The sequence below is a fragment of the Kordia zhangzhouensis genome (assembly GCF_001005305.1).
GTDB classification, from domain to species: Bacteria; Bacteroidota; Bacteroidia; order Flavobacteriales; family Flavobacteriaceae; genus Kordia; species Kordia zhangzhouensis.
Genome location: NZ_LBMH01000009.1, coordinates 19,294 through 42,300, shown reverse-complemented (window position 1 = coordinate 42,300; position 23,007 = coordinate 19,294). Strand labels below are relative to the sequence as shown.

Genomic DNA, 23,007 nt, shown 5'->3' with positions numbered 1-23,007 from the left:
GAATACTAACTTTGCTCAAAATTTTATAGTGATGTGGAGAACGCTACAACATATGTATAAAGGAACTTGTCCTAACTGTAATAAAGGAGAAATTTTTAAACAAAAAGGAGTTTTGTATAAGTTTAAAATGCCAAAAATGAACGAATATTGTTCAATTTGTGAATATAAATTTGAAAAAGAACCGGGATATTTTTATGGTGCTATGTACGTGAGTTATATGTTGACTGTTGGTGAAGCAATTGTGTTTTATTTCATGTTGTCATACATTTTTCAATTTGAAGATAATTTTAAGATATTCATAATGATTGCGATTTCAATGATTGGATTGTCTTTTTTTAACATGCGTATTTCTAGAATAATTTGGATTCATTTGTTTAAAAATTGAATTTGTTTCGACTAAGGCTGTATTGAATCTTTTAAGATGATAAAATAAATAGTATATTCAACACACAAAAATTGCGACCAGTCTCAATAGAAAACGTAAATATTATGATGTCATTTCCAGAAGTTACCGAGTATAATTCGTATTATGAACAATATATTCAGCATCTAAAAGAAGAAGATGTAATGACTGCTTTTATAGAAGGTTTAGAAGATGTAAATGAATTAATGGCTTCATTAACAGAAGATCAGTTAAGAAGTGCTTATGCGGAAGGAAAATGGACCATAAAAGAAGTGTTACAGCATTTGATGGATACAGAACGTATTTTTTGCAATAGAGCATTACGTATAGCGCGAAATGATAAAACAGAGCTACCAGGATTTGATCAAGATGCGTATGTTCCTTTTTCGGAAGCAACTGAGCGAAATAGTATGGAATTGCTGCAAGAATACAATTCAATTCGACAAGCGACCATTACTTTGTTTAAGAGTTTCACGGAAAAAATGACCACAAGAACTGGAACTGCAAGTAATAATACAGTTTCTGTTCGCGCCTTGGCTTATATTATAGCTGGACACGAAAAACATCACTTAAACGTCATTAAAGAGCGTTACTTATAATTTTATTCTTCAGAAAAATCATTAATAATCTCTTCAGGAGCAAGATCTTCAAACTCATCTGCTTCAATATTGGTCATTGTATAGTGTAGCTTGCTACTAACTTTGACTAGGTAAATTGTGTCTTCTGTTCGTACTTCTACAGCTTCAATAGTGTTGTTGTGATGATCGTCAAACTTAATAATATCACGATCAGAATAACCGCCAGGATAGCGATCTTGTAACAATTGAAGAATCTCTGGCGTCAATTTTTTATAATCTATAATTGCTTTTCTCATAGAAATAATTATTAAAAATTAATACTACGGTTATAGGTACATAAAGGGAATCTCCTGCCAATAAGAGTATTCTAAAAATACAACTATTTTTTTGTAAAAGAAAAAAATAGTGTCAGCTTCGTGTGTTTTTACTGTTAAGAATTATAATACGCAAATGCGTCAAGAATAGTAGCATTGGAAACAATTTTATCCAATACAGGTGAACCAATGTCTGTTAATAATACAAAATTGATGTTTCCATGCGAATTCTTTTTGTCGTATTTCATTAACTCAATAATCGATTCATAATCAGAAGAATCAAATTCAATTTTTCCGTACATATCTATAATTGCATCTTTGACTTTAGCTAATTTCTCTTTTGGAAAGTGTTCTTGTACGGTAGAAATATAACAAGCTAAAACCATTCCAATGGCAATGGCTTCTCCGTGTAATAAGGCTTCTCTCGTTTCGTGTGTTAAAAAGTAGGATTCAATAGCGTGTCCTAAGGTGTGTCCGAAATTCAATATTTTTCGTAGTCCGTTTTCTTTAGGATCTTTTGTTACTACTTCATTTTTGATTTTTACAGAGTCATAAATTAATCTGTCAAGGTCTTCGAGAGTAAAATTAGAAAGATCAATTAATTGTTGCCAGTAGGTTTCATCATAAATAAGTCCGTGTTTTAGCATTTCTGCCAATCCACTACGCATTTGATTTGCAGGTAACGTTTCTAGAAAAGCAGTATCAATTAACACCATTTCAGGAGAATTGATAACGCCAATTTGGTTTTTTAACGTGCCTAAATCGATACCTGTTTTTCCTCCAACGGAAGCATCAACCATTGAAAGTAGGGAAGTAGGTACATTGATATAGGCAATACCGCGTTTAAATGTAGAAGCTACAAATCCACCAAGATCTGTAGTCATTCCGCCGCCAACATTAATTAATAAACTTTTTCGGTCGGCATCAAGTTCAGACAGTGCATTCCAAACACCAACCGTTGTTTCTATATTTTTATGAATTTCTCCAGCAGGAATTTCTATAATTTCCATAGAGACTTCACTTTCTAGATGTGCCATAAAGTGCGGAAGACAATCTACATGTGTGTGTTCATCAACTAAAATAAAAACTTTTGAATAATTGCTAGTTGCCAAATGTTCGGCAAGAGCGGTGTAACAATTTGTGTTAAAATGAACGAAATAGTTTGCGGCTTGGATAGAATTCATCATTAAAAAAAACAATTATGAGAAGCAAAATAAAGCCTTTTTTACACAAAAAAATAATAATTCTATAACTATATTTGTGCTTGTAATTATTTGTGAATGGAACCAATTTTCAATAACACTGAGAACGCATTTGCGTTAAAAACAGATTCTCAACTTGAAAGAGCTTATTTTTTATTCAAATTAATCTCAAACCAACCTTTAGTTCGTATCGGAACGGCAGTAACTAATTTTGCAATTAAAGCACATTTACCTGTCGAAAACCTGATAAGAGCAACTGTTTTTGACCATTTTTGTGGAGGAACGACTGAAGAAGAATGTTTGCCAGTTGTAGACAACATGTTTGAAAAAGGGGTGTGTAGCGTATTGGATTATTCTGTTGAAGGGAAAGAAGAAGAAGCGCAATTTGATGCAACATTGCAAAAGATTAATAAAATCTTGCAGTTTGTAAAAGAAAAAGAAGCTATTCCATTTGCAGTATTTAAACCTACAGGATTTGGTAGAATTAGTCTCTATGAAAAAGTGGGGAATAATACACCATTAACAAATGAAGAAAAAGCCGAATGGGAACGAGTAATCAATAGGTTTGACACAATTTGTAAGCGTGCTCATGAAATGGATGTCGCATTGCTTATTGATGCAGAAGAAAGTTGGATGCAAGATGCTGCAGATGCAATTGTGGCCGATATGATGCGTACATATAATAAAGAAAAGGCAATTGTATACAATACTTTACAAATGTATCGATGGGATCGAATGGAATATTTGAAGCAATTACATATTGATGCAAAAGCTCAAGGATTTCATATTGGAATGAAGCTAGTACGTGGCGCATACATGGAAAAAGAAAACAATAGAGCTAAGGAAAAAGGGTATACTTCTCCTATTTGTGTTTCCAAAAAGGCTACTGATGAAAACTTTGATACAGCTGTAGAATATATGCTTGATAATTTAGATTGTATGGCGGTTTTTGCAGGCACACACAATGAAGAAAGCTCATACAAGCTTGCTGAAATTATGAAGGAAAAAGGAGTTGCAAATGATGACAAACGTGTGTGGTTTGGTCAATTATACGGCATGAGTGATCATATTAGCTTCAACTTGGCTAATGAAGGATATAATGTTGCAAAGTATTTACCTTTTGGACCTGTACGTGACGTGATGCCTTATTTAATACGAAGAGCAGAAGAAAACACATCTGTAGCAGGGCAAACCTCTAGAGAGTTGAGCTTATTAAAGCAAGAAAAGAAGAGGAGAAAGTTATAAAACTTAATTTACCATTTGTATTTTTTGGATAATGGCCGTGCTGTCACAATTATAAACTGTTAATTCGATTTCCTTATTGCGAAGCATACCTTCAATGATGTATAATTTGCAAGAATCAACCTTGTTTTTACTTCTTGAAAAATCAACGTCGCCATCTCGTAAAATATTCGATATTTCAGTAGTGTCAATTTCGTTGTTATCAATTAATTGACGAATTTGCGGAGAAAACATACGGTTTTTGGCACGAATATTTTTGAGTGTTCGTGCATTAGGTAAATAATCAAATTCACATTTTACTCCACGACCACGAACTAAAAAAGCGAAAATTACTAATCCAATCGCAACACCACCAAAATAAAACCCTAAACGCCTTAATAGACTACTATTCATATCTTAAAACATTAATAAATTGATATCTCTGTAAGGAAGATCAAACCAATCCGCTACCGATTTGTTGGTCAACACTCCGTGGTAAAAATACAACCCATTTTTTAAACCTTTGTCAAAACGTAGTGAATTTTCTAATCCGCCATCTTCAGCTATCTTTAATAAATATGGGGTAAAAATATTACTAATTGAAACAGAGGCAGTTCTGGAGTATCGCGCAGGAATATTAGGAACACAGTAATGTATTACTCCATGTTTCTTAAATGTAGGTTTATCATGAGAGGTAATTTCACTTGTTTCTATACAGCCGCCCATATCAATACTTACATCGATAATGACAGCATCTTTTTTCATATGTTCTACCATTGTTTCGGTAACAAGGATAGGAGATCTGTTTTTCCCACGTACAGCGCCAATCAATACATCGCAGCGTTTTAAGGCTTTAAGTAAATTTTTTGGTTGTACTGTTGATGTGTAAATAGGTCTGCCTAAATTGGTTTGTATGCATCGCAGTTTTGTAATGGAATTATCAAAGACTTTTACATTGGCTCCAAGCCCTAAAGCAGAACGAGCTGCAAACTCACCAACAGTTCCTGCTCCAATAATAACTACTTCTACAGGAGGAACTCCACTTATGTTACCTAGCATTAATCCGTTGCCATCATTTACATTTGCCATTAACTCAGAGGCAATCAAAACGGAAGAAGTTCCTGCTATTTCACTTAAAGAACGAACTGCTGGATATGTTCCGTCTTCATCACGAATATATTCGAAAGCTAGTGCTGTGACACGTTTACTAGCTAAAACTTCAAAATATTTTTTTGATCGTGTTTTAATTTGTAAAGCTGAAATAAGAATCGTTTGCGGATTCAATAGTTTTAACTCATCTAAAGTAGGTGGTTCAACTTTTAAAATAATAGGGCAGGAGAATACTTTTTGCGTGTCATTAGTGATTTCTGCTCCAGCTTCTGTATATTCTTTATCAGAAAAATTAGCTTCTTTTCCCGCGCAGCTTTCAATTAACACCCGATGTCCGTGCGCTACAATAGCTGCAACCGCATCTGGAGTTAAACAAACACGTTTTTCTTGATAGGAAGTTTCTTTAGGAATCCCTATAAATAATTCTTGTTTATGTTTTAAAATTTCAAGAGTTTCTTCTTGTGGAAGCAATTGTTGTTTGGTAAAAGGTGATAAAGATTCTGCCATGAAGCATTCCGATTGATTAAAACATGAAGTTACAAATAAAAAAGAAGTAATAAACGCTATTTATTCTCTTCTTTTTGTTGTTCTTTTTCTTTTCGTTCATATTCAGCCAGTTCGGCATCTATTTTTTTAAGATCAATATTATACACATATTTATCAAATAGTTTTATTCTGATAAAATATACTGTAGGAATAATAATCATCATAACAGGAATAACGTAATAAATTTCTGTTTCATCTAAATTATTTTCTTGCTTAATTACGCTTACGATTTGAAAAGTGTACATTGCGATTGGTATCAGTATTATATGATACCACCAATCACGACTTGTGAAAAACCAAAGAATTAAAAACAATAAAGGAATTGCTTTTTGCATGAATAACCAGCCGACCAAGCGAACATTTTCTTGGTAATTACTTTCAAAAGAAAAATAAGAAGTCTCCCAAACCTTAGTGTCTGGAAGACTTTCGTATAAATAAAATATATATGGTGAAATACCTATAATTATAGCCAATATACTACCCGTGACGAGGGATTTTGACTTTTTGCGGGTCGATTGTTTCTTGTGTTTCGTATGGATTGTCTTCATCAGCAATACTGTCTGGGTTACAAGATACAAATAATATTGTTGAAAAAGCAGCTAGTAATAAAAAGTAGATCTTAGTTTTCATATGATAATTAGGTTATTTAGTTTAACGATGAGTCAAACTTATTAAATAACCAACTAATTATCAGAAAAATAGCAATATATATTTTCTACGTACTTTTGTTAGTTAAAACTAATTTTAATTGAGTACGTAGAAAATACAATTTATTATAATGTTATCGTAAGTAATTTCGCTAATATACGAATTATTTTAATTTATCACTCTCAGATACTTCTTTTTCCTTACGTTCATATTCTTCGAGTTCTGCTTCTATTTTTTTTAGGTCGATACCCAAAACTAGTTTGTCAAATAATTTAATTCTTATTAAATAAACTATTGGCACTACTACCATCATGATAGGTATTAACCAATATATCTCAATTTCATCAACCTTTAAAGAATTTTTATATAATGCATTGACTAGCTGAAAAGCATACATTGCAATCGGAACTAATATAATATGATACCACCAATGCTTGCAAGTTAAAAACCAAAGTATTAGCAATAGCAAAGGAATTATTTTACTTAAATACATCCAAAAGGATATATATAAATCTTGATAACCATTGCTGGTTATGGTAAACCAATTGGTTTTCCATACATCTCCATCAGGAGAATATTCATATAAATAGTAAAGAAAAGGAGATATAAATATTAAAAAAATTATTAAGGAATCAATTAGTAGTTTTTTTCTAACCAACGTTCCCTCTTGTGATATCTTTTTTATTGACTCCTTGTTCTGTTTGGTATGGGTTGTCTTCATCAGCAATGCTATCTGGATTACAAGATACAAATAAAATTGATGATACGGCTGCTAACAGGTAAAGGTAGAATTTAGTCTTCATGTTTGTTTTAGTTTATTTAGTTTAACGATGTGTCAAACTTATGGAATAACCAAACGTTCCCTTTAAAATAAGCATAATATATTTTCTACGTATTTTTGTTAGTTTTACTTAAAATTAACAGGTTACATAGAAAATAGTATATTAGTGTATGTCAATGAACTTCTTGTTTTTGAGTTTCTGCTGTTGTGTTTTGTTGCTCTTGTTCGTCTTGTTCTTTACGTTTGTATTCCTCTAATTCAGCTTCAATCTTTTTTAAGTCAATTCCATATACTAATTTGTCAAATAATTTAATCCTTATTAGGTAAACAATAGGGACTATTATCATCATTATTGGAATAACCCAATATATCTCTAATTCATCAAAATTTTTAGATTCATCGTTTATAGCCTGAATAAACTGAAAAGCAAACATTGCAATTGGTATTAATATTATATGATACCACCAATTTTTACAAGTTAAGAACCATAAAATAAGCAGTAACAGAGGTATTAATTTATTCATGCAAACCCATGCAACTATTTGTACATTTTTATAATAATTACTTTCAAAAGTAAAAAAGGGAGTCTCCCATTTGGCGTCTATCGGGACACTCTCATATAATTGAAATAGATATGGGGTAATTGCTATTAAAACGGCTATTATAGACGATCTTATTAATCTTTTTCTAGTTAACTTGTCTTGGAGTTTTAATCTTACTTTTTTCGACTCCTTGTTCTGTTTGGTATGGGCTGTCTTCGTCTGCAATGCTATCTGGGTTACAAGACACAAATGTTACTGATGCCAATACGACTGCTCCGAATAAATAATTTCTTAATTTCATTTTGTTTTAGGTTTTAGTTTTACGATGAGCAAACTTATCTAATAAACAAATGATTTTCAGGAAATTATCATATTTTATTTTCTGCGTATTTTTATCAATTTTTGACTTTTATAAAGTCTATCAGAATTTTCATTCAATATACTGTAAAAGTCACTAATTTGTCAGTCTTTTCGGTTAAATATAGGTTATAGTTCTACTTTTTTCGATTAAGTGTTTAATTTTTTAGATGAATGAAACGCTTTTCTTCCTCTCTTTTTTCAATAAATATTTCTGTAATAGTATTAGGCAAAAGGTTTTTAATACGTTCTGGCCATTCTATAAAACACCAAGCGTCACTGTATAAATAGTCCTCAATACCAATATCGTATGCTTCGGTTTCATCTTCCATTCGGTAACAATCAAAATGGTATATAATGTCATTAGGAGTGTGATATTCATTGACAATAGCAAATGTAGGACTGTTAGTAAGCTCATTCACACCCAACTTTTTAGCGAGAATTTTAATGAGTGTGGTTTTTCCCACACCCATGTCTCCGTAAAAAACAATGATTTTATGTTTAGTTTGCGATAAAATAGCTTCGGCTATTTCATCAATTTGTGAAAGCGTATATTCTTTTTGCACAAGTATATCTTTAAGTAAGGCTTTTTAGTCAAATTTAATAAAAAATCTATAATAGTGCATTAAATCACTTGCTGAGCAATAAATTTAAGATTCAATATGTAGTTGAACGTAATTATGTTCTTTTAATCTAAAAGAAATAAATGACCATATAAACTCAACTCATTTTTATTATTTTAAGTTGAATTTAAAAATCATTTAGAATTATGTTAAAAGAAATTTTAAGAATAGAAGGGGTTAGAAGGTTAACCAAAAAAGAAACAGGTAAATTATTAGGGGGAATTTGCAAGGCTTGTGTTAGAATTCCTGGGTCAGAACCAATGTCAGAAGAACAAAAAGCTGCTTGTGAAGCATGTAAAAGAGAAAATGGATTTTCTTAAATTATAAAGCCGTTTCATTCTTTTGAAACGGCTTTTGTTATTTTAGGCTTAAAACTATCTAGGTGATAAAACTACAAAAGGAATAATCATTTCTTCTAGCGAAACTCCACCATGTTGATACGTATTTCTGTAGTAACTTACATAATGATTGTAATTGTTTGGATATGCAAAAAATAAATCAGTTTTTGCAAAAATAAAGGAACTACTCATGTTGATTGAAGGTAAATGAATAGTGCTTGGATCTTTTGCAGCTAGCACGTCTTTTTGTTCATAAGTCAAACTTCTTCCCGTTTTGTAGCGTAAATTCAAACTTGTGTTTTTGTCACCAACAACCTTCGAAGGGTTTTTTACATTAATAGTTCCATGATCGGTAGTAATAATTAATTTAAAACCTAATTGCTGAGATTGTTGAATGATTTCTAGTAAAGGAGAATTTTTAAACCAACTTTGTGTTAAAGAACGATAGGCTTTGTCATTAGACGCCAATTCTTTTACTACTTCCATTTCGGTTTTGGCGTGCGATAACATATCTACAAAATTATATACAACGACAGTTAAATCATTATCTTTTTGAGATTTGAAATTTTCTGCTAATTTTTTTCCTCCTTTTAGGCTTGTGATTTTGTGATATTCATGCTTAATGTTGAGCCCCAAACGCTTGAGTTGTGCTTTTAAAAAATCGTCTTCGTGAAGATTTTTACCGCCATCATCTGTGTCATTTTTCCATAAATCAGGGTGTAATTTCTCCATGTCAGAAGGCATTAAGCCAGAAAATATAGCATTTCGTGCATATTGTGTAGCGGTTGGAAGTATACTTACAAAAGGAATTTCTTTTTCCTTTTTGTAATGTGTATTTACAGTCGATTCAAATGATTTCCATTGATCATATCGTAAGTTATCAATAATTACCAATAATGTTGGCTGAGCTTTACTAATTTCGGGAACAACGAGTTCACGAAACATTGTATGAGACATAATTGGTGCTTCCTCATTACCAAACCATTTAGGATAGTTTTTATCAATGAATTTTCCAAACTGCACATTGGCTTCATTTTTTTGAGATTCTAAAATTTCAAACATGCCAGAATCTTCGATGGCTTCTAATTCCAATTCCCAGTAAATTAATTTTTGGTACAATTCAATCCATTCTTCAATAGAATTGACCATAGCCAAATCCATCGCAATTTTTCTAAACTCTTGCTGATAGTTCGAAGTCGTTTTTTCAGAAACCAATCGAGAATGGTCTAAATTTTTCTTCAAGCTCAGTAAAATTTGATTCGGATTTACAGGTTTAATCAAATAATCGGCAATCTTAGAACCAATCGCTTCCTCCATTATATATTCTTCTTCACTCTTGGTAATCATTACAATAGGGAGATTACTTTGCTTTGCTTTCAACTCTGAAAGTGTTTCAATACCTGTTAGGCCAGGCATATTTTCGTCTAAAAACACAATATCAAAACTTTCTTCGTCAATCAACTCGATAGCTTCAGTTCCACTAGTGCATGTAGTAACGTTGTAATTTTTTTTCTGTAAAAAAAGAATATGTGGTTTCAATAGGTCAATTTCATCATCAACCCAAAGAATCTTGAATGTGCTCATGTAAATCTTTATTTAGTAAATTATTAGCAATGCTTGTAATTATAAACTTATATTTGTGCTTTGTCATAAAAAGATACGACTTGAATACCAGAAATAAGCTTAAAATTTTAAACGATCCAATTTACGGATTTATTACAATTCCCAATCCACTCATTTTTGATCTAATTGAGCACAAATATTTCCAACGATTGCGGAGAATTTCGCAAATGGGGATGTCGTATTTGGTATATCCTGGAGCACATCATACACGTTTTCATCATGCGTTGGGTTGTATGCATTTAATGCAAAAAGCGATACAAGTACTTTGTTTTAAAGGTGTTGAGATTTCTGAAGATGAAAAACAAGCCTTGTTAATTGCGATACTTTTGCATGATATTGGTCATGGTCCTTTTTCTCATGCTATGGAGCATAGTATAGTAAATAGTGTGCATCATGAGGAAATTTCCTTGCTTTTAATGGAACAATTAAATAAAGAATTTAACGGAAGTTTAACGCTTGCCATTGAAATTTTTAAAGGAAATTACCCGCGAAAGTTCATGTATCAGCTCATTTCTGGTCAAATTGATATGGATAGAGCAGACTATTTGAAGCGTGACAGTTTTTATACAGGTGTAGCAGAAGGAAATATCAATTCAGAGCGTATCATTACCATGTTAAATGTTGTGAATGACGAATTGGTTATTGAGGAAAAAGGAATCTATTCGGTCGAAAAATTCCTGGTTGCTAGACGTTTAATGTACTGGCAAGTATACTTGCACAAAACGAGTTTGGTGGCGGAGCAGTTATTAATACGTGTATTACAAAGAGCAAAAGAACTCACAATGCAAGGAACTAAGCTTACAGCGAGTGCTGCATTATCCTTTTTTATAAAAAATGAAATCTCTATTGAAAATTTTAACGAAGAAGTATTAGATCGTTTTGCTCAATTAGATGATTACGATATAATATCAGCAATGAAAGAATGGATGCATGAAGAAGATTTTGTTCTTTCTAAACTTTGCAAAATGATTATCAATCGTGACTTATTAAAAATTAAGGTTAAAAATAAAAAAATTGCTCCCAAAAGATTGGAAAGTGCTATACAAGAAGTGATGGAAACTTATAAATTAAGCAGGGAAGAAGCCTCTTATTTTGTGTTTTCAGGAGAAATTTCCAATCAAGCGTACAAAACCACTAGTCAAAATATTCATATCTATATGAAAACAGGGAAAATTCAAGATGTAGTCAAAGCATCCGATCAATTAAACTTAAAAGCGCTTTCAAAACCTGTGACAAAATATTATATATGTTTCCCAAAAGATAAACTTTAGTAGTTTTTTTATACTTTTGCCAGAATGAAGTTTACAGCGACACAAATAGCAGGTATTTTAGAAGGAGATATCGTAGGTAATCCAGACATAGAAGTATCTAAACTTTCTAAAATTGAAGAAGGAACAGAAGGATCTTTAACCTTTCTGGCAAATCCAAAATATACACAATATATATATAATACAAAAGCGTCTATCACTATTGTAGGGAAAGACTTTTCTCCAGAAGAAGATGTTGCTACTACGCTTATAAAAGTAGAAGATGCTTATAAATCGTTTTCCAAACTGTTGGAGTATTACAACAAAGTAAAACTCAATAAAGTAGGAATAGAACAACCTGTTTTTATTTCTGAAACAGCACAATATGGAAAAGAATTATATTTTGGAGCTTTCTCTTATATGGGCGAAAATGTAAAAATTGGAGATTATGTAAAGGTATATCCAAATGCATACATTGGCGACAATGTAACCATTGGAAATAATGTAATCATTTTTGCAGGAGCCAAAATTTATTCAGAATCTGTCATTGGAGATAATTGTGTAATTCATAGTGGAGCAATAGTTGGCGCTGATGGGTTTGGTTTTGCTCCAAATGAAAAAGGGGAATATCAAAAAGTACCGCAAACGGGAAATGTAATTCTTGAAGAAAATGTAGACATAGGGGCGGGTACTACAATTGATAGAGCAACGTTAGGATCTACCATTATTCGTAAAGGCGTTAAATTGGACAACCAGATTCAAATTGCACACAATGTAGAGATTGGAAAAAATACTGTCATTGCAGCTCAAACTGGAATTGCGGGTTCTACTAAAATTGGAGAGAATTGCATGATTGGCGGACAAGTTGGTATTGTAGGACATATTACTATTGGGAACAATGTTCGCATCCAAGCACAATCTGGAATAGGCAGAAATGTTAAAGATGGAGAAACCTTGCAAGGTTCTCCTGCATTAAATTATGGCGATTACAACAAATCGTACGTATACTTCAAAAATCTACCTAAACTTGCTAAATCAATCAATCAACTAGAAAAAAAGACAAACAACAATGAGTGAATCTATTGTTAAGCAAACCACTATCGCCAAAGAAGTATCTCTCAAAGGCGTAGGGTTACATACTGGAAAAGAAGTCAATCTTACTTTTAAGCCAGCACCTGAAAATCATGGATATGCTTTCGTTAGAGTAGATCTAGAAGGAAGCCCTGTGATTGAAGCAGACGCAAATTATGTTGTAAATACACAAAGAGGAACTGTGTTAGAAAAACACGGTGTAAAAATTCAAACTTGCGAACATGTATTAGCAGCATTAGTTGGGTTAGAAATTGACAATGTAAGTATCGAATTAGATGCTTCAGAACCTCCAATTATGGATGGTTCAGCTAAGTTTTTTCTGGAAGCTCTAGAAGAAGCTGGAATAGTAGAACAAGAACAACCTAGAGAAGAATACATTGTAAAAGATGTCATCTCTTATATTGATGAAGAAACTGGAAGTGAAATTACAATTATTCCTTCAGATGAATATCAAGTAACAACAATGGTTGATTTTGGTACAAAAGTATTAGGAACGCAAAATGCGACTCTAAAGCATATTTCTGACTTTAAAAAGGATATAGCAAGTTCTAGAACATTCAGCTTTCTGCATGAATTGGAAATGTTATTGGAGCATGGACTCATTAAAGGGGGCGATTTGAATAATGCAATTGTGTATGTAGATAAAGAACTGTCTTCAGAGACAATGGAAAAACTTAGAGTTGCTTTTGGAAAAGACACCATTGCAGTAAAACCTAATGGTATCTTGGATAATCTTACGTTACATCATCCTAATGAAGCGGCACGTCACAAATTATTAGATGTAATTGGTGATTTAGCACTAATCGGAACTCGTATTCGAGGAAAAGTGATTGCAAATAAGCCAGGACACTATGTAAATACGCAATTTGCAAAGAAATTATCGAAAATAATTAAGATTGAAAAGCGTAATAACGTACCTAGCTATGATTTGAATCAAGCTCCATTAATGGATATAAACCAAATTATGGCGATGCTTCCACACAGACCACCATTTTTATTAGTAGATAAAATTTTAGAGTTGTCAGATAAACATGTGGTAGGTGTAAAAAACGTAACAATGAATGAACCATTTTTTGTGGGGCATTTTCCTGGCGCACCAGTGATGCCAGGTGTTTTACAAGTAGAAGCAATGGCACAAACAGGAGGAATATTAGTATTAAGCACAGTTCCAGATCCTGAAAATTACTTGACTTTTTTCATGAAAATTGATAAAGTAAAGTTCAAACAAAAAGTTGTACCAGGAGACACTTTAATATTTAAAGCTGACTTGATTACACCAATTCGTAGAGGAATTTGTCACATGCAAGCCTATGCGTATGCCAATGGAAAATTAGTTGCAGAAGCAGAACTAATGGCACAAATTGCTCGAAAAAAAGAAGAAGATATTGCAAAAAAATAATTCATTTTGAATAAAAAATGTATTTTGCTGCAATCTTTAAGATAAGAAATAATTAAAAACTAGCAGATGAATCAACCATTAGCTTATGTTCATCCAGGTGCAAAAATCGCAAAAAATGTAGTGGTAGAGCCATTCACAACCATTCACAACAATGTAATTATTGGTGAAGGTACGTGGATTGGTTCCAATGTTACGATTATGGAAGGAGCGCGAATCGGGAAAAATTGTAACATATTTCCTGGAGCCGTTATTTCTGCACCGCCACAAGATTTAAAATACCAAGGAGAAGATACAATCGCCGAAATAGGAGATAATACCACTATACGTGAATGTGTAACAATCAATAAAGGCACATCTGATCGTATGAAAACAGTTATCGGTAAAAACTGTTTAATTATGGCGTATTGTCATGTCGCACACGACTGTATCGTAGGAGATAATTGTATTTTTTCGAATAATAGTACACTTGCAGGACATATTACTGTAGGAGATTATGTTATTCTTGCGGGAATGACTGCTGTTCATCAATTTTGTTCTATTGGAAACCATGCGTTTGTTACAGGAGGTTCTTTAGTACGTAAGGACGTTCCTCCTTATGTAAAAGCAGCACGTGAACCTTTATCCTATGTGGGAATCAACTCGGTGGGATTGCGTAGACGTGGATTCACGACGGAAAAAATTAGAGAAATTCAAAACATCTTCCGAATTCTCTATCAAAAAAATTACAACAACACACAAGCTGCTGAAATTATTGAAGCAGAAATGGAAGCCACTACTGAGCGCGATGAAATCTTACAATTCATCAAAAACTCGCATAGAGGTATCATGAAAGGATATATTACATCAAATTAATACTATAACATGGCAACGACTTCAGATATTAGAAAAGGATTGTGCATTCGCTACAATCATGATATTTTTAAAATCGTAGAATTTTTACACGTAAAACCAGGAAAAGGACCTGCGTTTGTGCGTACCAAATTAAAAAGTGTAACTACAGGAAAAGTAATAGATAATACGTTTTCGGCAGGACATAAAATCGACGATGTTCGTGTAGAAACTCATAAATTTCAGTACTTATATAAAGATACCGAGGCATATCATTTTATGAACACTGAAGATTATACACAGATTAGATTACAAGAATCTGCTCTAGATGCACCAGACTTATTAAAAGAAGGTGAAGTGGTGACAGTATTAATCAACTCAGAAGATAATATGCCATTATCTGTAGATATGCCTGCTAGTGTTATTTTAGAAGTAACACATACTGAACCAGGAGTAAAAGGAAATACAGCTACCAATGCAACAAAACCTGCTACGGTTGAAACAGGCGCACGTGTTAACGTTCCTTTATTTATTAATGAAGGCGATAAGATAAAAATTGAAACTGAAAAAGGTTCCTATATGGAACGAATGAAAGACTAACATATTCTAAAGCGCAATGATTACATTGCGCTTTTTTTGATATTTACCACATATATGAAATTTCCTAGAATATATACACTAAAAGAAATCGCAACAATCATCGATACTTCTTTTGTGGGAGAAGAAACATTTCCGGTACAAGGCATGAACGAAATTCATGTGGTTGAAGAAGGAGATATTGTATTTGTTGATCACCCTAAATATTATGACAAAGCGTTAGAGTCAAAAGCTACGATTGTGTTGATCAATAAAGAAGTAGCTTGCCCTGAAGGAAAAGCACTATTAATTTCTGAGGATCCATTTAGAGATTTTAATAAACTAACTGATCATTTCAGACCTTTTATCAGTGCAAGTGCTGCTATTGCGCCAACAGCACAAATTGGAGAACGTACTGTCATTCAACCAAATTGCTTTATTGGTAACAATGTTACCATTGGAAATGATTGTATAATTCATGCCAATGTAAGTATTTATGACAATGCTGTGATTGGTAATAATGTTACAATCCATTCCGGAACAGTATTAGGAGCTGATGCGTTTTATTATAAAAAACGACCAGAAGGCTTTGATAAACTACGCTCTGGCGGAAGAGTTGTCATTGAAGATTATGTAGATTTAGGAGCGTTGTGTACAATAGACAAAGGTGTTACAGGAGATACTACAATCAAGGTAGGCACGAAAATAGACAATCAAGTACACGTGGGACACGATACTGTAATTGGTAAAAAATGTTTAATAGCTTCTCAAACTGGAATTGCAGGATGTGTAGTCATCGAAGATGAAGTTACAATTTGGGGACAAGTAGGAATTACAAGCGGAATTACAATAGGAGCAAAGTCGGTTATTTCGGCACAATCAGGAGTTAGTAAAAGTTTAGAAGGCGGTAAAAACTATTTCGGAACACCTGCTGATGACTTTAGAAAAAAATACAAAGAGATTGCCTCTATTCGTCAAATTCCAGAATTAATAAAAAAAATAGAAAAATTAGAAGAGTAAATAGTTTTCATCAAAAAAGTATTTGTAGATAATTCCTAAAAATACTTTACAAATACTATAAAAAAACTATTTTTGTTCAGCCAAAAAATAGAAAACACAATGAGCGTTTTAGTAAACAAAGATTCAAAAATAATTGTTCAAGGATTTACAGGAAGTGAAGGAACTTTCCATGCAGGTCAAATGATAGAATACGGAACCAATGTAGTTGGTGGAGTAACTCCAGGAAAAGGAGGACAAACTCACTTAGACAAGCCCGTTTTTAACACAGTTTCTGAAGCTGTTGAAAAAGTAGGAGCTGATACTACCATTATTTTCGTTCCGCCAGCATTTGCTGCTGATGCTATTATGGAAGCTGCTGATGCAGGAATTAAAGTTATCATCACCATTACGGAAGGAATTCCTGTAGCTGATATGACTAAAGTAGCTGCTTACATCGCAAATAAAGATTGTCGTTTAGTAGGTCCTAACTGCCCTGGAGTAATTACTCCTGAAGAAGCAAAAGTTGGAATCATGCCTGGATTTGTTTTCAAAAAAGGAAAAGTAGGAATTGTTTCTAAATCAGGAACATTAACTTATGAAGCTGCAGATCAAGTGGTAAAACAAGGATTAGGAATCACAACTGCAATTGGAATTGGAGGAGATCCAATCATTGGAACAACAACCAAAGAAGCTGTTGAATTATTGATTAATGATGACGAAACAGAATGTGTGGTTATGATTGGTGAAATTGGAGGTCAATTAGAAGCTGATGCTGCGAAGTGGTACAAAAAAAGTGGAAGTAAAAAACCAGTAGTTGGTTTTATTGCAGGAGAAACTGCTCCAAAAGGTAGAACAATGGGACATGCTGGAGCAATTGTTGGAGGAGCTGATGATACTGCTGAAGCGAAGAAAAGAATTATGCGCGAATGTGGAATTCACGTAGTAGATTCACCTGCTGAAATTGGTAAAAAAGTAGCGGAAGTGACTGCATAAACATTCCGTTTTTATATAAAAATAGAAGCGCATTATTTTAAAATAATGCGCTTTTTTTATGAGCTAATGCGTTTAAAATAAATAAAGTACATGGTTGATTTAGCACTTATAATTTATAAAAATGAAGCACTATCTGTTTTAAAGGAAACAATTAATCTCTAGTTTTGAAAACAGAATAACCATAATAAACAAATCATCGATACAAGAGACAATAATCGGTACGCGATTTGAATAAAAAAATCAAACATAGTCTTAGGTTAATAGATGTTTATTGTCACTGAATCGTGAAAAAAAGTGTAAAAGCGGACGACAATTTGTGGTTCGCTTTTTTTATTGTAAATGAATCATTCTTAAAAATCACAATACCATTGCAAAAAATAAAATATGTAACATTTATACTTTAAAATTGTGTATTATACAGAAATAAAACGTTAAAAATGAAAATAATTATAAAATAGTATATAATAATTATATTTTTAGCGTTGATAAACTATAGTTAATTAATCAAAAAATCTAAATGAAAAGAATTAATATTCTCTTGCTTATCGTGCTTACGTTCACGGTTTTAAGCTGTAAAGAAAAAAAAGGTGCCGATTCGTCTGCTGTAACGGTTGAAAAACATACAGACGCAAAAGGCTTCACGTATGAAACAGTATCGAATGATCCTACAGGATTACGCCTGTACACACTTGATAATGGTCTTAAAGTGTATTTGAGTAAAAATGATGACGAACCAAAAATACAAACGTACATTGCTGTACGCGCTGGTTCTAACTACGATCCTAAAGAATCTACAGGATTGGCACACTATCTTGAACATATGGTATTTAAGGGTACTGACGAAATCGGTACTTTAGATTGGGAAAAGGAGAAAGTATATCTTCAACAAATTTCTGATCTATACGAGCAACATAAAGAAACAGCTGATCCTGAAAAAAAGAAGGAACTTTATAAAAAAATAGATGAAATCTCTCTGGAAGCTTCAAACTATAGTGTCGCAAACGAATATGATAAAATGACAAGCTCTCTTGGAGCAACAGGGACAAATGCACATACTTGGTTTGAAGAAACGGTATACAAGAATAAAATTCCTGCAAATGAATTAGATAAATGGCTAAAACTAGAAAGCGAACGTTTCAGTCAACTAGTATTACGTTTGTTTCACACCGAATTGGAAGCTGTTTTTGAAGAATTCAATAGAGGACAAGATAATGATGGTAGAAAAAGCTATGCGGCAATGCTAGATGGTTTATTTCCAAATCATCCGTATGGACAACAAACAACTATTGGTACAGGAGAGCATTTAAAAAATCCTTCCATGGTAGCAATTCACAACTACTTTAACAAATATTATGTTCCAAATAATATGGCAATGGTTTTAGTGGGTGATATTGATTTTGAAGAAACAATTCAAAAAGTAGCAAATACATTCGGGAATTTAGAGAAAAAAGAAGTAACACATCCTACATTACCAAAAGAAGAGCCTATCAAATCTCCTGTAATTAAAGAAGTATTTGGTCCAACGGCAGAAAATGTATCAATTGCGTTTCGCGCTGACGGTGTAGATTCAAAAGATGAAAAATTTGTGATGTTGGCAGATATGATTTTAGCAAACGGAAACGCAGGTTTGATTGATTTGAATTTAAATCAGCAACAAGCTGTTCAATACGCAGGTTGTTCTCCAACATTCTTGAATGACTATGGATATCATCGTTTTTCAGGTTATCCAAAAGCTGGGCAAAGTTTAGATGAAGTAAAAAACCTGATTCTTGAACAAATTGAAAAACTAAAAAAAGGAGAATTTGAAGATTGGATGATTGATGCAGTTGTAAATGATTTAAAACTAAGTCAAACGCAACAATATGAAAACAGCACAGCATTGGCTTCGGCATATTACAATGCGTTTATTCATCATGAAGATTGGGCTAAAAAAGTAAAATTTTTAGACGAATTAAGAAAAATTACAAAAGAAGAATTGGTTGCTTTTGCTAATGAATTTTATCAAGACAATTACGTGGTAACTTATAAGCGTAAAGGAGAAGATACTTCTATTGTAAAAGTTGAAAACCCAGGAATTACACCTGTAAACCTTAATAGAGATAAGAGTTCTACTTATATGAAAGAATTCAATGCTATTGAGGCAACGTCGTTGCAGCCAAAATATGTAGATTTCAAAACAGCAATCAAAGAAACTGAAATGGCAAATGGCATCAAGGTTTCATACATTGAAAATGAGCAAAATGATTTATTTGATTTGAACATCATTTTTGATATGGGAAGCGATCACAACAAAAAGTTAGATCTTGGAGTTGGTTATATGGAATACTTAGGTACGGATACATATTCTCCAGAAGCGCTTAAAAAGGAGTTTTATAAACTCGGAATCAGCTATTACGTAAATACAGGTGCTGAAAAGTCGTATGTAGGATTAAATGGATTGAAGGAAAACTTAGCCGAAGGACTAAAATTGCTATCACACTTATGGAATAATGCGGTGCCAAACCAAGAAGCGTACGATAAATATGTTGCGCAAATTATCAAGGGTAGACAAGACAATAAAACTCGTAAAGGAAGTATTTTGCAAAGTGGATTAATGAGTTATGGGAAATATGGTGAAAATTCTCGTTTGCGTAACATCTATAATAATGAGGAATTGAAAAATATGAATCCTCAAGAATTGGTTGATCTTGTAAAAGACTTAAAAAACTTTGATCAACGCATTTTTTATTATGGTAAAGACGTGGATGCGGCAGTTGCAGCGTTGAATGAACACCATAAAGTAGCTAGTGAATTAAATGATTATCCAGCAGCTACTGAGTATGTTGAATTAGAAACTGGAGGAAATGTATACTTTGTAGATTATGATATGGTACAAGCAGAAATGTTATTCTTGGCAAAAGGAAATCCATTTAAACCAGAAAACATGGCCGCTTCAACACTATTTAATACATATTTCGGAGCAGGATTATCGTCGATTGTGTTTCAAGAGATTAGAGAATCAAAATCGTTGGCGTATTCTGCATATTCGTATTACGCGGAAGCTTCTGACAAAGATGACTCTAACTACGTTATGGCGTATATAGGAACACAAGCTAATAAAATGCCACAAGCAGTTGATGCGATGATGGAGTTGATGAATAATATGCCAGAAGCTGAAGACCAATTTAATGCAGCTAAAGAAGCTACACTGAAGAAATTGGCAGCACAACGTATTACAAAATCTAACATCTTTTGGACGTATGAGCGACTCCAAAAATTAGGAATTGACAAAGATCACAGAGAAGAAATGTATGAAGCTATCAAAAATATGACGATAGAAGACCTAAAGAAATTCTTCAATGAAAATATTAAAGGAGAACAGTACAATGTAATGGTGATTGGAAACAAAAAAGATGTTGACATGCAAGCGTTGTCGAAATTGGGTAAAATTCAAGAAATGGATATTGATTATCTATTCAATTATGAAAAAGCTCAAGAAATCAAACAATAAAAGTTTAATACTAAAAAAGCACTTCGAAAGAAGTGCTTTTTTTTTGTTATATATGCTAAAGAGTAACGATTAATATTATCCTTTTACTTTCGTTTGCATATTTTTATTTAAAAATTCAATCATAGAATTGTAAAAATCAAAGCGGTTTTCTTGGTTTCTAAATCCATGCCCCTCATTTTCTTTCAACATATATTCTACAGTTACACCATTATTTCGAAGTGCTTCTACCATTTGATCTGATTCAGCTTGAACAACACGCGGATCATTTGCTCCTTGCGCAACAAATAAAGCAGCTTTGATTTTATCTACATGAAAAACAGGACTGTTTTGTTTCATCATAATACTATCTTTTGTAGTTGGATCTCCTACCATTTCATATAGCATTTTCTTGTATGGCTCCCAATATGGCGGAATAGTTTCCATAAAAGTAAATAGGTTAGATACGCCTACATAATCTACAGCTGCTGCATATAAATCAGGCGTGTTGGTAATTCCTGCTAGTGTAGCATAACCACCGTAGCTTCCTCCGTAAATTGCAATACGATCTTTATCTGCAATCCCTTCATTAATCAACCATTGTACACCATCGGTGATGTCGTTTTGCATTTCTTGTCCCCATTTTTTAAAAGAACTTTCCCAGAATTTTTTTCCGTATCCCGTAGAACCTCTAAAATTCATTTGCAATACGGCAAAACCTCTATTAGCCAAAAATTGAACTTCTGGATTAAACCCCCAATTATCACGAGCCCAAGGACCTCCATGCGGATTTACAACCACTGGTAAATTTTCAGCTTTTACTCCAACAGGTAATGTCAAATATCCATGAATAGTCAAACCATCTCTAGAAGTATAGGAGATAGGTTTCATTGTTGCCATATGTTCAGAATTAATCCACGGACTTAAATCAGCTAAATGTGTAATGTTTTTTGTAGCTGCATCATAAAAATAATACGAACCTCTAGTTTTATCGTTTCCAGCGTACACTAAAAATTTATCTTCATTCTTATTACTTGAAGTAATATAATATTCGTTATCAGCACCTAATTTTTCTTCAAACATTTTAAAAAGGGCTTCTGCTTCTTTGTCTAAAAACTTTCTATTCAATTTAGCTCTAGTATAGTTGATAAATGTTGGTACTTTTCTTTTGGAAGAATACGAAATACCATCAACGTCAACTTCAGTGTCCATAAAAATTTCTTCGACTTCTTTATTCTCTTTAAGGTTATATTTTACCACAGCAGCTTTGTCTCTTCCTAAGTTAGAAACAGCATACACAATATCTCCATTGTCAAAATCAAAAAATTGAGGAGATAGTGTTTGTTTAAAATCGGTCGTAATAACTTCTTTAAAAGGTTCATCTTCAGAAGATCTATACAATATCGTATTATCAACTCCATTGGTCATAGAAGCCAAACGTAGTTTTCCATCATGATCAGTATTCCAATCTGTAATATTTCCAGGGTTTTCATATAATAAAGTCAACTCACCTGTATTGATATTCAATCGATAAGGATCAAACACTTGAGGAATACGTTTGTTCAATCCAATAATCATTTCTTCTTCATTATCTTCTAGCGCATCAATAATTTGTGAACGAACACCATCAAAAGGAGTCAAATCTTTTTCATTCGTTCCATCTTTATTTACCGCAAAAAGATGAAAGTTTTCATTTCCTCCTTTATCTCTAATGTACACCAAACGATCGTCACTGGCCCAGAAATAACCTGAAAGATCACGATCTTCAACACCTGTGACTCTAGTTACTTCTTCACTACCTATTTTTTGAACGTGAATATTCATTCGATCCTTAAATGGAGCTAAATACGCTAAGTATTCTCCATTTGGCGACAAACGATACGATGTTTTTTCGGAATTTTTAAAAAAATCTTCTACAGAAATTTTTGGAGCTGGTTGTAATTCAGCTACTTCGGTTTGTTTTTTGGTTTCCTCTTTGCAAGCTATAAAAAGCAAGACTAAGGAAAAAAGCAGTAGTTTTCTCATGATTTTGTTTTTTGTATGATATCTTGATACGACGATACATTGACAATCTTGTTACACTTTTATGCTATTTTTTACAAAATCGATTACTTATTTGTT

Annotated in this window: 25 protein-coding genes; 12 read left to right on the top strand and 13 right to left on the bottom strand. The window is 32.9% G+C overall.

Features of this window, described 5'->3' with window-relative positions:
• Nucleotides 1-31 precede the first annotated feature (31 nt).
• Together AA088_RS13605 and AA088_RS13600 are read left to right on the top strand one after the other, a co-directional pair.
• Nucleotides 32-385, top strand: a complete 354-nt coding sequence (locus AA088_RS13605; RefSeq protein WP_046745578.1) for a DUF983 domain-containing protein — start codon at nucleotides 32-34, stop codon at nucleotides 383-385.
• Nucleotides 386-489: 104 nt separating this feature from the next.
• On the top strand, nucleotides 490-1,002 hold the full coding sequence (locus AA088_RS13600; RefSeq protein WP_052752902.1) for a DinB family protein: 513 nt from the start codon (nucleotides 490-492) through the stop codon (nucleotides 1,000-1,002).
• Nucleotides 1,003-1,004: 2 nt separating this feature from the next.
• Here AA088_RS13600 and AA088_RS13595 read toward each other — a convergent pair whose 3' ends face one another.
• Both AA088_RS13595 and aroB read right to left on the bottom strand, forming a co-directional pair.
• The gene (locus AA088_RS13595; protein ID WP_046745576.1) at nucleotides 1,005-1,277 is read right to left on the bottom strand and encodes a hypothetical protein; all 273 of its coding nucleotides are present in this window, start codon (nucleotides 1,275-1,277) and stop codon (nucleotides 1,005-1,007) included.
• A gap of 134 nt (nucleotides 1,278-1,411) precedes the next feature.
• Complete coding sequence (gene aroB, locus AA088_RS13590) at nucleotides 1,412-2,479, bottom strand: 3-dehydroquinate synthase (protein ID WP_046745640.1); 1,068 nt, start codon at nucleotides 2,477-2,479, stop codon at nucleotides 1,412-1,414.
• A 96-nt stretch (nucleotides 2,480-2,575) separates the two neighbouring features.
• On the opposite strand from aroB, the gene AA088_RS13585 reads away from it, so the two are divergent.
• Nucleotides 2,576-3,742: a proline dehydrogenase family protein gene (locus AA088_RS13585; protein ID WP_046745575.1), complete on the top strand. Its 1,167-nt coding sequence runs from the start codon at nucleotides 2,576-2,578 to the stop codon at nucleotides 3,740-3,742.
• Nucleotides 3,743-3,745: 3 nt separating this feature from the next.
• Here the strand turns inward: AA088_RS13585 and AA088_RS13580 are convergent, their stop codons facing one another.
• From AA088_RS13580 to tsaE, 9 genes are all read right to left on the bottom strand, one after another.
• Nucleotides 3,746-4,132 (bottom strand): DUF4258 domain-containing protein, encoded by a 387-nt coding sequence (locus tag AA088_RS13580; RefSeq protein ID WP_046745574.1) that lies wholly within the window; start codon nucleotides 4,130-4,132, stop codon nucleotides 3,746-3,748.
• 3 nt (nucleotides 4,133-4,135) lie between these two features.
• Entirely contained in the window at nucleotides 4,136-5,335 is a 1,200-nt protein-coding gene (locus tag AA088_RS13575) for an alanine dehydrogenase (RefSeq protein WP_046745573.1), read from the bottom strand.
• 56 nt (nucleotides 5,336-5,391) lie between these two features.
• On the bottom strand, nucleotides 5,392-5,847 hold the full coding sequence (locus AA088_RS13570) for a hypothetical protein (RefSeq protein WP_241483417.1): 456 nt from the start codon (nucleotides 5,845-5,847) through the stop codon (nucleotides 5,392-5,394).
• A 4-nt stretch (nucleotides 5,848-5,851) separates the two neighbouring features.
• Nucleotides 5,852-6,004 carry a hypothetical protein gene (locus AA088_RS18550; RefSeq protein WP_162199690.1) on the bottom strand — a complete coding sequence of 51 codons (153 nt, stop codon included), beginning with the start codon at nucleotides 6,002-6,004 and terminating at the stop codon, nucleotides 5,852-5,854.
• Nucleotides 6,005-6,185: 181 nt separating this feature from the next.
• On the bottom strand, nucleotides 6,186-6,680 hold the full coding sequence (locus AA088_RS13565; protein WP_241483416.1) for a hypothetical protein: 495 nt from the start codon (nucleotides 6,678-6,680) through the stop codon (nucleotides 6,186-6,188).
• Nucleotides 6,673-6,825, bottom strand: coding sequence for a hypothetical protein (locus AA088_RS18400; RefSeq protein WP_157547230.1), 153 nt, complete (start codon nucleotides 6,823-6,825; stop codon nucleotides 6,673-6,675). The genes AA088_RS13565 and AA088_RS18400 overlap by 8 nt, the downstream gene beginning before the upstream one ends.
• 151 nt (nucleotides 6,826-6,976) lie before the next feature.
• A complete protein-coding gene (locus AA088_RS18730) occupies nucleotides 6,977-7,327 on the bottom strand; it encodes a hypothetical protein (protein ID WP_241483415.1) in 351 nt (116 codons plus the stop codon).
• Nucleotides 7,328-7,490: 163 nt separating this feature from the next.
• A complete protein-coding gene (locus AA088_RS18725; RefSeq protein WP_241483414.1) occupies nucleotides 7,491-7,646 on the bottom strand; it encodes a hypothetical protein in 156 nt (51 codons plus the stop codon).
• 214 nt (nucleotides 7,647-7,860) lie between these two features.
• Nucleotides 7,861-8,268: a tRNA (adenosine(37)-N6)-threonylcarbamoyltransferase complex ATPase subunit type 1 TsaE gene (gene tsaE, locus AA088_RS13555; protein ID WP_046745569.1), complete on the bottom strand. Its 408-nt coding sequence runs from the start codon at nucleotides 8,266-8,268 to the stop codon at nucleotides 7,861-7,863.
• A 203-nt stretch (nucleotides 8,269-8,471) separates the two neighbouring features.
• Here tsaE and AA088_RS18395 point away from each other — a divergent pair, with 203 nt between their 5' ends.
• Entirely contained in the window at nucleotides 8,472-8,645 is a 174-nt protein-coding gene (locus tag AA088_RS18395) for a hypothetical protein (RefSeq protein ID WP_157547228.1), read from the top strand.
• A 54-nt stretch (nucleotides 8,646-8,699) separates the two neighbouring features.
• On the opposite strand, the gene porX is transcribed toward AA088_RS18395, so the two are convergent.
• Nucleotides 8,700-10,247 carry a T9SS response regulator signal transducer PorX gene (gene porX / locus AA088_RS13550; protein ID WP_046745568.1) on the bottom strand — a complete coding sequence of 516 codons (1,548 nt, stop codon included), beginning with the start codon at nucleotides 10,245-10,247 and terminating at the stop codon, nucleotides 8,700-8,702.
• Between the two features lie 80 nt (nucleotides 10,248-10,327).
• Between porX and AA088_RS13545 the strand changes: the two genes are divergently transcribed.
• The 8 genes from AA088_RS13545 (at nucleotide 10,328) to AA088_RS13510 (ending at nucleotide 20,910) form a co-directional block, all read left to right on the top strand.
• A complete protein-coding gene (locus AA088_RS13545; protein WP_046745567.1) occupies nucleotides 10,328-11,557 on the top strand; it encodes an HD domain-containing protein in 1,230 nt (409 codons plus the stop codon).
• A 24-nt stretch (nucleotides 11,558-11,581) separates the two neighbouring features.
• Entirely contained in the window at nucleotides 11,582-12,610 is a 1,029-nt protein-coding gene (lpxD, locus tag AA088_RS13540; protein WP_046745566.1) for a UDP-3-O-(3-hydroxymyristoyl)glucosamine N-acyltransferase, read from the top strand.
• Complete coding sequence (locus AA088_RS13535; RefSeq protein ID WP_046745565.1) at nucleotides 12,603-14,024, top strand: bifunctional UDP-3-O-[3-hydroxymyristoyl] N-acetylglucosamine deacetylase/3-hydroxyacyl-ACP dehydratase; 1,422 nt, start codon at nucleotides 12,603-12,605, stop codon at nucleotides 14,022-14,024. The genes lpxD and AA088_RS13535 overlap by 8 nt, the downstream gene beginning before the upstream one ends.
• Before the next feature lie 66 nt (nucleotides 14,025-14,090).
• Nucleotides 14,091-14,876: an acyl-ACP--UDP-N-acetylglucosamine O-acyltransferase gene (lpxA, locus tag AA088_RS13530; protein WP_046745564.1), complete on the top strand. Its 786-nt coding sequence runs from the start codon at nucleotides 14,091-14,093 to the stop codon at nucleotides 14,874-14,876.
• A gap of 9 nt (nucleotides 14,877-14,885) precedes the next feature.
• Nucleotides 14,886-15,452, top strand: a complete 567-nt coding sequence (efp, locus tag AA088_RS13525; protein WP_046745563.1) for an elongation factor P — start codon at nucleotides 14,886-14,888, stop codon at nucleotides 15,450-15,452.
• Nucleotides 15,453-15,506: 54 nt separating this feature from the next.
• Nucleotides 15,507-16,448 (top strand): UDP-3-O-(3-hydroxymyristoyl)glucosamine N-acyltransferase, encoded by a 942-nt coding sequence (locus tag AA088_RS13520; protein ID WP_046745562.1) that lies wholly within the window; start codon nucleotides 15,507-15,509, stop codon nucleotides 16,446-16,448.
• Nucleotides 16,449-16,547: 99 nt separating this feature from the next.
• Entirely contained in the window at nucleotides 16,548-17,420 is an 873-nt protein-coding gene (sucD, locus tag AA088_RS13515; RefSeq protein WP_046745561.1) for a succinate--CoA ligase subunit alpha, read from the top strand.
• 517 nt (nucleotides 17,421-17,937) lie between these two features.
• A complete protein-coding gene (locus tag AA088_RS13510) occupies nucleotides 17,938-20,910 on the top strand; it encodes a M16 family metallopeptidase (RefSeq protein ID WP_046745560.1) in 2,973 nt (990 codons plus the stop codon).
• Between the two features lie 75 nt (nucleotides 20,911-20,985).
• Here AA088_RS13510 and AA088_RS13505 read toward each other — a convergent pair whose 3' ends face one another.
• Nucleotides 20,986-22,911 (bottom strand): S9 family peptidase, encoded by a 1,926-nt coding sequence (locus AA088_RS13505; protein ID WP_046745559.1) that lies wholly within the window; start codon nucleotides 22,909-22,911, stop codon nucleotides 20,986-20,988.
• Between the last annotated feature and the right edge of the window lie 96 nt (nucleotides 22,912-23,007).